The sequence below is a fragment of the Rahnella sp. ChDrAdgB13 genome, from assembly GCF_017655185.1.
GTDB lineage: Bacteria > Pseudomonadota > Gammaproteobacteria > Enterobacterales > Enterobacteriaceae > Rahnella > Rahnella contaminans.
In genome coordinates, this window is the sequence record NZ_JAEMGT010000003.1 from 143,481 (window position 1) to 156,129 (window position 12,649).

General features: G+C 54.1%; 8 protein-coding genes and 1 riboswitch. Of the genes, 5 read left to right on the forward strand and 3 right to left on the reverse strand.

Going from position 1 to position 12,649, the window contains the following annotated elements; translation table 11 throughout:
* Positions 1-20 precede the first annotated feature (20 nt).
* Positions 21-275, forward strand: a riboswitch (TPP riboswitch).
* A gap of 43 nt (positions 276-318) precedes the next feature.
* The 3 genes from thiB to thiQ are packed head-to-tail and all read left to right on the forward strand — an operon-like array spanning position 319 to position 3,585.
* Entirely contained in the window at positions 319-1,302 is a 984-nt protein-coding gene (gene thiB, locus J8X26_RS01895) for a thiamine ABC transporter substrate binding subunit (RefSeq protein WP_165058986.1), read from the forward strand.
* Positions 1,278-2,888 (forward strand): thiamine/thiamine pyrophosphate ABC transporter permease ThiP, encoded by a 1,611-nt coding sequence (gene thiP / locus J8X26_RS01900; protein ID WP_208950015.1) that lies wholly within the window; start codon positions 1,278-1,280, stop codon positions 2,886-2,888. The genes thiB and thiP overlap by 25 nt, the downstream gene beginning before the upstream one ends.
* A complete protein-coding gene (thiQ, locus tag J8X26_RS01905) occupies positions 2,872-3,585 on the forward strand; it encodes a thiamine ABC transporter ATP-binding protein ThiQ (protein WP_208950016.1) in 714 nt (237 codons plus the stop codon). The genes thiP and thiQ overlap by 17 nt, the downstream gene beginning before the upstream one ends.
* Here thiQ and J8X26_RS01910 read toward each other — a convergent pair.
* The 3 genes from J8X26_RS01910 to J8X26_RS01920 all read right to left on the reverse strand — a co-directional run bounded on the left by J8X26_RS01910 (position 3,575) and on the right by J8X26_RS01920 (position 6,822).
* Positions 3,575-4,831 carry a nucleoside permease gene (locus J8X26_RS01910; protein WP_208950017.1) on the reverse strand — a complete coding sequence of 419 codons (1,257 nt, stop codon included), beginning with the start codon at positions 4,829-4,831 and terminating at the stop codon, positions 3,575-3,577. The genes thiQ and J8X26_RS01910 overlap by 11 nt on opposite strands.
* Positions 4,832-4,880: 49 nt before the next feature.
* Positions 4,881-5,645 (reverse strand): outer membrane protein OmpK, encoded by a 765-nt coding sequence (locus J8X26_RS01915; RefSeq protein WP_208950018.1) that lies wholly within the window; start codon positions 5,643-5,645, stop codon positions 4,881-4,883.
* A gap of 409 nt (positions 5,646-6,054) precedes the next feature.
* The gene (locus J8X26_RS01920) at positions 6,055-6,822 is read right to left on the reverse strand and encodes a DedA family protein (protein ID WP_152325155.1); all 768 of its coding nucleotides are present in this window, start codon (positions 6,820-6,822) and stop codon (positions 6,055-6,057) included.
* A 243-nt stretch (positions 6,823-7,065) separates the two neighbouring features.
* Between J8X26_RS01920 and J8X26_RS01925 the strand changes: the two genes are divergently transcribed.
* Both J8X26_RS01925 and rapA read left to right on the forward strand, forming a co-directional pair.
* Positions 7,066-9,471 carry a DNA polymerase II gene (locus J8X26_RS01925; protein ID WP_208950043.1) on the forward strand — a complete coding sequence of 802 codons (2,406 nt, stop codon included), beginning with the start codon at positions 7,066-7,068 and terminating at the stop codon, positions 9,469-9,471.
* 223 nt (positions 9,472-9,694) lie between these two features.
* Positions 9,695-12,592 (forward strand): RNA polymerase-associated protein RapA, encoded by a 2,898-nt coding sequence (rapA, locus tag J8X26_RS01930; protein ID WP_208950019.1) that lies wholly within the window; start codon positions 9,695-9,697, stop codon positions 12,590-12,592.
* Positions 12,593-12,649 lie beyond the last annotated feature (57 nt).

A 12,649-nucleotide genomic window follows, 5' to 3' on the forward strand; every position in this document is an offset into this window, starting at 1 on the left:
GTTAATCTCTAGAATGACATCCGTTCTCAACGGGGTGCCCGAGCGACTTCTTTTGTATTGAAGAATGACCTCTATTTTTAAACGCCGCGAGCGCGTGTTCAGCGGGTGAAGTACAGCGCACAGAAAGCGGAGCGTACACAAAGTACGTGAGCATTTCGAGCACTGCACGACGCCCGATCAACACACGCGCAGCACGTTTAAATATGGCTGAGACCTGATACCCGTCGAACCTGATCCGGTTAACCCCGGCGGAGGGATTTGAGACTGTGCGAAGCTCACTCAAAATCCTTTGCCCCTTTTCTTTTTTGGAGCGCAAAGTTGAAAAAAATATTGTCCTGTCTGCTGTTACTTTCTGCACCTGCCTTTGCTGCAAAACCCGTTCTGACGGTATATACCTACGATTCCTTCTCTGCCGACTGGGGCCCCGGCCCGGCGATCAAAAAAGCCTTTGAGGCACAGTGCGGCTGCGAACTGAAATATGTCGCGCTGGAAGATGGCGTATCTCTGCTGAACCGTCTGCGGATGGAAGGCAAAAACACTAAAGCGGACGTAGTGCTCGGTCTGGATAACAACCTGTTGCAGGCCGCTGAGCAAACCGGCCTGTTTGCCAAAGCACCGAAAACTGATGCTCAACTGACGGTGCCGGGTGGCTGGAATAACACGACGTTTGTGCCTTACGACTACGGCTATTTCGCGTTCGTGTATGACAAAAACAAACTGAAAAACCCGCCAAAAAGCCTCGATGAGCTGATCAACAGCGACCAGAAATGGAAAGTGATTTACGAAGATCCGCGCACCAGCACGCCGGGTCTTGGCCTGATGCTGTGGATGCAAAAAGTCTATGGCGACAAAGCGCCTGAAGCGTGGCAAAAACTGGCGGCGAAAACCGTGACCGTCACCAAAGGCTGGAGCGAGGCTTACGGCCTGTTCCTCAAAGGCGAAAGCGATCTGGTGCTGAGCTACACCACTTCTCCGGCCTATCATATTGTTGAAGAGAAGAAAGATAATTATGCCGCCGCTGACTTCGCTGAAGGTCATTACATGCAGGTGGAAGTCGCGGGTCAGCTGGCCAGCAGCAAACAGCCGAAACTGGCTGAACAGTTCATGAAATTCGTCACTACTGAAGATTTCCAGAAAGTCATTCCGACCGGCAACTGGATGTATCCGGTGATCAGCACGCCACTGCCTGATGCCTTCAAACAGCTGACCGTACCGGCAAAATCCCTGCAATACAGCGCACAGGATGTAGCTTCTCACCGCGGCGAATGGATTCAGGCATGGCAGAACGCCGTCAGCCGTTGATCCCCCGCTGGCTGTGGCCGGGCGCGGTGGCGTCACTGGCGATGCTGCTGGTCGCCGCGCTGGCATTAGGCTCGTTGTGGCGTCATGCGCCACAAATAAGCGGCGTGTCTGCGTGGCAGGATCAGTATCTCTGGCACGTCATCCGTTTCACCTTCTGGCAGGCGCTGCTTTCGGCGCTCTGCTCGGTGCTGCCCGCTATTTTGCTGGCGCGCACCCTCTTCCGCCGCCGTTTCCCAGGTCGTCAGCTGTTATTACGATTGTGCGCGATGACGCTGGTATTGCCGGTTTTAGTCGCGGTGTTCGGCATTCTCAGCGTATACGGAAGACAGGGCTGGCTGGCGCAGATTTGCAACTGGCTGGGCGTGGATTACCGTTTTTCGCCGTACGGTTTACAGGGCATTTTGCTGGCGCACGTATTTTTTAATCTGCCGCTGGCAACCCGTCTTTTATTACAGGCGCTGGAAAATATCGCCATCGAACAGCGGCAGCTGGCTGCGCAGCTCGGGATGAATGCCTGGCAGCAATTCCGCTTTGTGGAATGGCCTGCGATCCGACGTCAGATTTTCCCCGCCGCTGCCCTGATATTCATGCTGTGTTTCGCGAGTTTCGCCACCGTGCTTTCACTGGGCGGCGGTCCGCAGGCGACCACCATTGAACTCGCCATTTATCAGGCACTGAGTTACGACTACGATTTAAGTCGCGCGGCCACGCTGGCGCTCATCCAGCTGTTTTGTTGTCTGACGCTGGTTCTGCTCAGCCAGAAACTCAGCCAGGCGCTGCCGGTCGGTCAGACCCATGCTCAGCGCTGGCGCAATCCGGATGATTCCCCGCTGCGCCGCATTACCGACGGCCTGCTGATTGGTCTGGCTTTACTGCTGATCCTGCCGCCGCTGCTGGCTGTGGTTTTAGATGGTATAAATCGCGCCGCCGTCAGCGTGCTGCAACAACCCGCGCTGTGGCAGGCTTTATGGACGTCAGTCCGTATCGCGCTGGGCAGCGGATTATTGTGTATGTTGCTGACGATGATGTTGCTGTGGAGCAGCCGCGAGCTGCGTTTACGCCAGAAAAATGGCTGGGCGCAGGCGATGGATCTCAGCGGAATGCTGATCCTCGCGATGCCGGGCATCGTGCTGGCGACCGGTTTTTTCCTGCTGCTCGGTGATACCACCGGATTGCCGCAATCCCCGTGGCCTTTGGTTATCATGACCAATGCGCTGATGGCGGTACCTTACGCATTAAAAGTGCTGGATAACCCGATGCGTGATGTGGCGGAGCGCTATAACCCGCTGTGTATTTCGCTCGATATGCGCGGCTGGCAGCGTCTGCGTTGGGTGGAAATGAGCGCGCTGAAACGCCCGATCGCACAGGCACTGGCATTTGCCTGTGTGCTGTCGCTGGGGGATTTCGGCGTGATTGCCTTATTCGGCAACGAGAATTTCCGCACCCTGCCGTTTTATCTGTATCAGCAGATGGGTTCCTATCGCAGCCAGGACGGTGCGGTCACGGCGCTTTTACTCCTGCTGCTATGCTTCCTGTTATTTACCCTGATTGAGAAATTGCCGGGCCGCCATGCTGACGCTGAATAAACTGACCTACCTGTACGAACATTTACCGATGCGCTTTGATCTGCACATCGCGGCGGGTGAACGTGTGGCGATCCTTGGCCCGAGCGGTGCGGGGAAAAGTACCCTGCTCAGCCTGGTGGCGGGTTTTCTGACGCCGGTCAGCGGACAGATTTTGCTGAACGGTGCCGATCACAGCGCGACGCCCCCGGCCAAACGTCCGGTTTCAATGCTGTTTCAGGAAAACAATCTGTTCTCGCATCTGACCGTACGCCAGAACATGGGACTGGGGCTGCACCCGGGGCTGAAACTCAGCGCGCAGCAAAAGCAGGCATTAGAGGAAATCGCCCGGCAGGTCGGGCTGGAAGATTGTCTGGAACGCCTGCCGTCGCAGCTTTCCGGCGGGCAGCGTCAGCGCGTGGCCCTGGCGCGTTGCCTGTTACGCAGTCAGCCGGTTTTGCTGCTCGACGAGCCGTTTTCCGCACTCGACCCTGCGCTGCGCAGCGAAATGCTGAGTTTGCTGGATAAAGTGTGTGAGCAGCGTAATCTCACGCTGCTGATGGTGTCGCACAATCTGGACGATGCGGCGCGTATTGCGCCGCGCACCTTGCTGATTGTGGATGGCAGGATTTTCTACGATGGCCCGACGCAGGCGCTGGCTGACGGTACCGCGCCGGAAGCTAAAGTGCTGGGCATCCGGCGGCCGGATATTAGTGGCTGAGAACCGGTTTGGTGAATGCTCTCGGGTTATGTTTGTACTTAAACGTGAAGGCAAAAACGATCACCAGAACCACGGTATAAGCGGCAAAGGAAAGCCAGATACTTTGCCAGTCTTTCACGCCATCTACCGTAAAGTGATCGACTACATGCCCGCTGGCTATGGCACCGACATACGCCCCGACGCCGTTCACCATCGTCATAAATAAGCCCTGAGCACTGGCGCGGATATTATGCGCCACTTCTTTTTCAACGAAAATCGCCCCTGAAATGTTGAAAAAGTCGAACGCGCAGCCGTACACCAGCATCGACAACAACAGGAAAATCATCCCACCAAACGACGGATCGCCGAAAGCGAACAGTGCGAAGCGCAGCGTCCAGGCCGCCATGCTGATCATCATGACCCGCTTGATCCCAAACCGGGACAGGAAGAACGGGATGGTCAGAATAAAGAAGACTTCAGCAATCTGGGACATCGACAACAGAATGGACGGATACTTCACCACCAGGCTGTCGTGGAAGAGCGGATTGCGGTAGAAATCATGCATAAACGGGCTGGCAAACGTGTTGCTGATTTGCAGGGAAACGCCGAGCAGCATGGCGAACAGGAAGAAAATGGCCATCTTCTTCTGGCGGAACAACACAAACGCATCAAGCCCCAGCAAGGTCACCCACGAGCTGCCTTTTTTCACGCAGGACGTCGGGCAAGACGGCAGCGTTAAGGCGTACAGAGCCAGCGCCACCGAGATACCCGATGCGATATACAGCTGAATATTGCTGAGCTCAAAACCGGAAAGGCTGATAACCCACATTGCAAAAATAAACCCGGCCGTGCCAAACACCCGGACCAGAGGGAAATTTTTCACCGTATCCAGCCCGGCTTTCTCAAGGCAAATATAGGAAATGGTATTGGATAACGCGATGGTCGGCATATACACCATGGCATTAAATAACATCGCAAAGAACATCAGATGAGGATCTGCAATACCGGCCGCGGTAAATAAGGCAACCGCACCGAAGAAATGACATAGCGCATACAGTTTATTGGCCTTTACCCAGCGGTCCGCAATAATACCGACGATGCCGGGCATAATAATACAGGCAATACCTTTTGCGCCATAAACTAATCCAACCTGAGCCCCGGTAAAATGCAATGTGTTGATCATATAAGAACCCAGCGTGACCAGCCAGGAACCCCAGATAAAGAATTGAAGAAAGAACATAATTTTCAACCGGATTTGTATTGTCATTTTATTTCCTTTCAGGAGAGCATGAACAATGCGATGCGATGCGAGCAGATCAGAAGTTATATTTTATGGAGTAGATAATTCCGTCCTGGAGGAAACTTTCACCCAATTTATTATCCGCATAGCGATACTGTAATCCGACCGTAAGGCTGGGATTGGGCTTCCACCAGAAACCCGCGCCGCCGTTGACGCCTTCTTTTCCGCCGTTACCGGCAGCATATTGGTCGGCGCGGTCAAACTCATATTCCGTCCAGTTGGTCAGGCTGAAATTCTCGCCCCACGCGGTAAAGTCATATCCGGCGGCCCAGCCAAATACATAGCCATTATCGCCGGTGTAATACGTCTGATCGGTATAACGTTTGGCGATAAAAGGCTTATACCAGAAGTTACCCGCTTTAATGTTGTAACCTATTCCGTATAACGCCATGACATCATGGAAATGCACGCCGAGCGGCGCGCTGTAGGTGCCATATAAATGGCCGTAAAGATTAAAACCTGAATGACCCAGATAGAACCGGTTGGTGCTTTTGAAGGTATAACGCTGTTCATCTCCCGGCTGGTCATGCTCTTTATTCAGCGGATTTTCCAGATCGAAGAAGCCGTAAGTTTCGCCCCAGGTAAATCCCGCACCGCCTTCCAGTTCAAGATAGAAAAAGTCATCTTTATGCGATTTCATTCCGGTCCGGTGCGTGGTGTTTTGTGTCCAGTCCAGATAATGCAAACCGGTATCGAAGAAGCCCCATAAATATTCAGCCTGAGCGGCAGGCGCTAAAAATGTTAATGCCAGAGGTAATGTATATTTAATTAATTTCTTCATCGCGCTTAATTCCCTTAGCCAGAAATGCACATTCCAGAAAGATGTGCATATAAGATTCAAATGTCAGAGCGCTGGGAGTATTCACGATGAGTAAAGGGCTAAACCAATATTGATTTGGCGGGGCATTTATAGCTTTTACCTATAAATAGCCAAAAGAGGATTTTTATCTATACAAAACAAATAATTATAAAATATCGCAAAGCAGCAAAACCGAAAGGGGAAATAAACTATCGGTCAGATATGAGAGTGAGTTCAAATTCAGGAAATAAAGTCAATATTAAACAGTAAGGCGAGGCGTTTACGGGGACACGTTATCACGAACAATTAGCAGACGATATTATTTTCACGCAAACCGAAATAATGCGGCAATATCCTGCACAAGGCTTTTTGCAAGATATTGCCGCTCCTGTCAGCGGGTAATCACTTTCCACAATAAATGACCATAAACCGGCATCATCGGCTGTTTACTGAGCATCACGATGCTCACCGCCGTCGCGACCAGACTCAGCACACAAACTACGCGCAGGCGCGGCAGCGGTAACCATTTTGTCATCGCGTCCGGCGCGGCTTTTCCAGCACGGAACCAGCGCCAGAGAAGCCAGGCGCTCAGCCAGAGAAGCACGAAGGCCGCAAACAGCATCCATTTAAAGACCGCGCTGTTATGGCCGGTCGGAATGTCGATCGCGACGCCGGCCAGAATTCCCGGCAAAAAATAGACTGGCGGCCAGGTGATGCAGCCGATGATATTCGGCGGCGCAAATTTATACGGCGGCAGGTTCAGCATACCGGCAGCCAGCGGCACCAGCGGACGCGTCGGCCCAATGAAGCGGCCAATAATCACCGTCGCAAAGCTGTGGCGATCAAGCGCGTGCCCGGTTTTATCAAGCAATGACTGATAGCGTTGCAGGAATTTCCACTGATGCAGCGGTTCTTTAAAACGCCGCCCGATGAAGTAAGACGCCCAGTCGCCAAAAAAGCAACCAAGCCCGGCGGCCAGCCACGCTTCGTACAAGCCGACCTGACCGCTGCCGATCAGCGTCCCGAGTGTCGCCATCATCACCGTGCCGGGCAGAATCAGCCCGACCAGCGCCAGCGATTCGAAAAAAGCCACCACGGCGACAATAATTAAAGCAAAGCCCACCGACTGAGCGACCAGATGTTGTAAATAGGCTTCCATATATTCCCAGTAATTGTGACGCAAAAGGCATAGAGCATCAGTACGGATAAATAATGAGACTAGTGTCAGTTTTCTGAACTTTGATTGTAGTAAATACATCAAGCGGCTGAATTGTCAGCGCCTGAAGTATTGCCGTCAACCCAGTAATTGTATGCGTATTTGGCAGAATCCAGAGTCGTGGACAAAGACTGTATAAATAACCATACTCTGTCATTGATTTTTCATTCCGCTTCCGAGGCGCTTATTAACGCACAATCCACTCCTTCCGCCACACCTACCACTGACACGTCACCGCGTCAGGGATTCGTGCTGACCCGCCACTGGCGCGACACGCCGCGTGGCACGGAAGTGGAACTGTGGCTGGCGACTGACAGCGGACCGCAGAAAGTTCGTCTGCCGTTGCAGGAGTCGGTGGCCTTTATTCCGGCGGAACAGCGCGCGCAGGCTGAACGTCTGCTGGCCGAAGAAAAAAATGTCAGTTTGCGTGAATTACCGTTGCAGGATTTCCATTCCCGACCGGTTCTCGGCCTGTATTGCCCGCAACACCGGCAGTTAATGCGCATTGAAAAGCTGTTAAAGGAGAACGGCGTCAGGGTCTATGAAGCGGATATCCGCCCGCCGGAACGTTTTCTGATGGAGCGTTATATCACCGCGCCGGTGTGGTTCAGCGGCAAACCGGGGGCGGGCAATCTGCTGGTCGACACGAAGATGAAACCGGCGCAGGAATACCGCCCGCCGCTGAAACTCTGTTCTCTGGATATCGAAACCAGCGGTAACGGCGAGTTGTATTGCATCGGGCTGGAAGGCTGCGGGCAGCGCCACGTTTATATGCTCGGGCCGCCGAACGGTGACCCGGACAGTCAGTTCGATTTCAATCTCGAATACGTCGACAGCCGTCCGCAACTGCTGCAAAAGCTCAACGAGTGGCTGGAAACTTACGATCCGGATGCGATTATCGGCTGGAGTGTCATACAGTTCGATCTGCGCGTTTTACAAAAGCATGCCGACCGCTACAAAATCCCGCTCAAATTCGGGCGCGGCGGCGGTGAGCTGGAATGGCGCGAGCACGGCTTCAAACAGGGGCATTTTTTTGCCGCCGCCGCAGGCCGCCTGATTATCGACGGTATTGAAGCCCTGAAATCCGCCTTCTGGAACTTCAATTCCTTCAGTCTTGAATTCGTCTCGCAAAGTTTATTAGGCGAAGGGAAATCCAGCGATAACCCGTATCAGCGTCTGGCCGAAATCGAACAACGTTTTCGTGAAAACAAACCCGCGCTGGCACGTTACAACCTGAAAGACTGCGAGCTGGTCACGCGCATTTTTGCCAAAACCGAGCTGATGCCGTTTCTTCTTGAACGCGCGTCTGTAACCGGGCTGGCCGCCGACCGCAGCGGCGGTTCAGTCGCCGCCTTTACCCACCTCTATTTACCGCGCATGCACCGCGCAGGATACGTCGCGCCAAATCTGGGCGAGCTGGAAGGTGAAATGAGCCCAGGCGGATTCGTGATGGATTCCCGCCCCGGCTTATACGATTCTGTGCTGGTACTCGATTATAAAAGTCTGTACCCGTCGATTATCCGTACATTCCTGATCGACCCGGTCGGGCTGGTGGCAGGTCTGCAACAGCCGGACGATGAACATTCTGTTCCCGGCTACCGCAACGCCCGTTTTTCACGGGAAAAACATTGCCTGCCGGAAATCGTCAGCCAGATCTGGCAGGGGCGCGAAGCCGCGAAAAAACACAATAACAAACCCCTGTCGCAGGCGCTGAAAATCATCATGAACGCCTTTTATGGCGTGCTCGGCTCGAGCGGCTGCCGGTTCTTCGATCCGCGTCTGGCTTCTTCTATTACGCTGCGCGGGCACGATATCATGCGCCAGACCCGCGAGCTGATTGAGGCAGAAGGCTATCAGGTGATTTATGGCGATACGGATTCTACCTTTGTCTGGCTCAATCAGGCGCATTCACAGGAAGACGCCAATGTGATTGGCCGCCGTTTGGTGGAGCAGGTGAACACCTGGTGGAAAAAGCATTTGCAGCAGGAATACGGGCTGGAAAGCGCGCTGGAGCTGGAATTCGAAACGCATTATCAACGCTTTCTGATGCCGACGATCCGCGGTTCTGAAACCGGCAGTAAAAAGCGTTATGCCGGGCTGGTGAAAGACGCCGACGGCGAACATATCGTTTATAAGGGGCTGGAAACGGTGCGTACCGACTGGACGCCGCTGGCGCAGGAGTTTCAGCAAGAGCTGTATCAGCGGATTTTCCATCAGCAACCCTATCAGGATTATGTCCGCGATTATGTGGCATGCACGCTCAACGGCGAGCTGGACGACAAGCTGGTGTACCGTAAACGCCTGCGCCGGAAGCTCAGTGATTATGAGAAAAATGTGCCGCCGCATGTGCGCGCCGCCCGGCTGGCGGATGAGTATAATGTGCAGCATGGTCGCGCAAAACAGTACCAGAACGGCGGGTGGATAAGCTACGTGATGACCACCTCCGGGCCGGAGCCGTTGGAGAACCGCCAGTCACCGGTCGATTACGACCACTACATCGAACGCCAGCTGGAACCGGTGGCCGATGGCATTTTGCCTTTCCTTCATGACGATTTTGCTACACTCATTACAGGTCAGATGGGGTTATTTTAAGCAAAAGAAGGCGCTGCGGATGTGATTCTAAGGTGACGAATCGCTTACCTTCCATTACCATAGCGCCCTTTCCCATTTCTGAATCATCCTCACACAGTGAATCACTTCCCGCCTGCTGACGGGAAAAGAAAACTATTGCCCAAGCATTATCAGAGGCATGGCGAGCAATGCGCAGTCGCTGCCGCAGTTGTCGTACACAGAGCAAATAACACAGAGAGAGATTATGCCGTTTACATTGGGTCAACGCTGGATAAGCGATACGGAAAGCGAATTAGGATTAGGAACCGTGGTCGCGCTGGATGTGCGCATGGTTACCCTGCTTTTCCCCGCCACCGGTGAAAACCGTTTGTATGCCCGAAATGATTCCCCGATCACCCGCGTGATGTTTAATCCCGGTGATACCATCAGTTGCCACGAAGGCTGGCAGCTGCAAGTCGAAGAAGTCATTGAAGACAAAGGCCTGCTGACCTATATCGGTACCCGTCTGGATACGGAAGAAACCGGCGTTGCCATGCGTGAAGTGCTGCTCGACAGCAAACTGACATTCAGCAAACCTCAGGATCGCCTGTTCGCCGGTCAGATTGACCGTATGGATCGTTTTGCCCTGCGTTTCCGCGCACGTAAATATCAGCGCGAGCAGTTCCGTCTGGAGTTCGGCGGCCTGCGCGGTATGCGCGCTAGTCTGATCCCGCACCAGCTGCACATCGCTTACGAAGTCGGCCAGCGTCATGCGCCGCGCGTTTTACTGGCCGATGAAGTCGGTCTGGGTAAAACCATCGAAGCCGGCATGATTATTCATCAGCAACTGCTGTCCGGCCGTGCCGAACGCGTGCTGATCGTGGTGCCTGAAACCCTGCAACATCAGTGGCTGGTTGAGATGCTGCGCCGCTTTAACCTGCGTTTCTCTCTGTTTGATGATGACCGTTATGCCGAATCCGTGCATGAAGCAACGAACCCGTTTGAAACCGAGCAGCTGGTTATCTGTTCTCTTGATTTCGTGCGCCGCAATAAATCACGTCTTGAGCAACTTTCAGATGCGGCCTGGGACATGCTGGTGGTCGACGAAGCGCACCATCTGGTGTGGAGCGAAGACGCGCCAAGCCGCGAATATCAGGTAATCGAGCAGCTTTCTCAGCAAATCCCGAGCGTCCTGCTGCTGACCGCCACGCCGGAACAGCTGGGTCAGGAAAGCCACTTTGCGCGTCTGCGCCTGCTGGATCCGGATCGTTTCCACGATTACGAAGAATTCATTGAAGAACAGCAGCAATATCAGCCGGTCGCGGATGCCGTGACGCTGCTGCTCAATAAAGAGCCGCTGACGCCGGAAGCGCTGGCCTTGCTGGGCGAAAGCGTTGGCAATACTGACACCGACGCGCTGCTGACCGCCGCCAATAAAGGTGACGAAGCTGCCGCTAAACAGCTGGTTTCCATGCTGATGGATCGCCACGGTACCAGCCGCGTGCTGTTCCGTAACACCCGTAACGGCGTAAAAGGTTTCCCGGAGCGCCATCTGCATTCGGTGAAACTGCCGCTGCCGACGCAGTATCAGACCGCGATAAAAGTCTCGGGCATTATGGGCGCGAAGAAAACCGCCGAAGCCCGTGCGCACGATATGCTGTATCCGGAGCAGATTTATCAGGAGTTCGAAGGCGAAAACGCCACCTGGTGGAACTTCGATCCGCGGGTGGAATGGCTGCTCGGTTATCTGACCGCCAACCGTGACGAAAAAGTGCTGGTGATTTGCGCCAAAGCCGCCACCGCGCTGCAACTGGAACAGGTTCTGCGTGAACGCGAAGCGATCCGCGCCGCCGTATTCCACGAAGGTTTGTCGATCATCGAACGTGACCGCGCCGCCGCGTACTTCGCTTCGCAGGAAGAAGGCGCCCAGGTTCTGCTGTGTTCAGAAATCGGCTCCGAAGGCCGTAACTTCCAGTTCGCCAGCAAAATGGTGATGTTCGATCTGCCGTTCAACCCGGATCTGCTGGAGCAGCGTATTGGCCGTCTGGACCGTATCGGCCAGCAAAACAATATCGATATCATGGTGCCTTACCTTGAGCAAACCGCGCAGTCGGTGCTGGTTCGCTGGTTCCATGAAGGTCTGGATGCGTTCGAACATACCTGCCCGACCGGCCGGACGATTTATGACAGCGCTTACGATCAGCTGATTACGTTCCTCGCCACACCGGCTGAGCAGGAAGGTCTGGACGATTTTATTCTCAAATGCCGCGCGGAACATGACGCGCTGAAAGAGAAGCTGGAAAATGGCCGCGACCGTCTGCTGGAGATGCATTCCAACGGCGGCGAACGTGCGCAGCAACTGGCGAAAGAAATTGGCGAGCAGGATAACGACGTCAATCTGGTGAATTTCGCACTGAATCTGTTCGATATCGTTGGTATTAATCAGGAAGATCGCAGCGACAATTTGATCGTGCTGACACCTTCCGATCACATGCTGGTGCCGGATTTCCCCGGCCTGCCGGAAGACGGTTGTACGGTAACGTTTGACCGTGAACAGGCGCTGTCGCGTGAAGATGCCCAGTTTATCAGCTGGGAACATCCGATCGTGCGCAACGGTCTGGATCTGATCCTGTCCGGCGATACCGGCAGCTGTGCGGTGTCGATTCTGAAAAACAAAGCGCTGCCGGTCGGGACACTGCTGGCTGAACTGGTTTACGTGGTGGAATGTCAGGCGCCGAAACATCTGCAACTGACCCGCTTCCTGCCACCGACGCCGGTACGTATGCTGATGGACAGAAAAGGCACCAATCTGGCGGCTCAGGTGGAATTCGAAAGCTTTAACCGTCAGCTGAACGCGATTAACCGTCACAACTCCAGCAAGCTGGTGAATGCGGTGCAGCAGGACGTTCACGCCATGCTGCAACAGGCTGAAGCGGAAATTGCTGAGCAGGCGCGTGCGCTCATTGAAGTGGCGAAAGTTGAAGCGGACGAGCAACTGACGAAAGAACTGGATCGTCTGAAAGCGCTGAAAGAAGTGAACCCGAACATTCGCGATGACGAACTGGAATCGGTAGACTCAAACCGCAAGCAGGTACTGGCCAATCTGAACGATGCCAGCTGGCGTCTGGATGCGATCCGTCTGGTGGTCGTCAGCCACCAGTAAGCCTGACGGGATGCAGCCGGTCTGCATCCCTTCTTTTATTTCACCCTGAATGCAGAC

Coding starts and splice junctions, on each gene's coding strand:
- rapA (WP_208950019.1), top strand. CDS start 9,695: ATGCCGTTTACATTGGGTCAACGCTGGATAAGCGATACGGAAAGCGAA.
- J8X26_RS01915 (WP_208950018.1), bottom strand. CDS start 5,645: ATGAAGAAATTAATTAAATATACATTACCTCTGGCATTAACATTTTTA.
- thiP (WP_208950015.1), top strand. CDS start 1,278: ATGGCAGAACGCCGTCAGCCGTTGATCCCCCGCTGGCTGTGGCCGGGC.
- J8X26_RS01920 (WP_152325155.1), bottom strand. CDS start 6,822: ATGGAAGCCTATTTACAACATCTGGTCGCTCAGTCGGTGGGCTTTGCT.
- thiQ (WP_208950016.1), top strand. CDS start 2,872: ATGCTGACGCTGAATAAACTGACCTACCTGTACGAACATTTACCGATG.
- J8X26_RS01910 (WP_208950017.1), bottom strand. CDS start 4,831: ATGACAATACAAATCCGGTTGAAAATTATGTTCTTTCTTCAATTCTTT.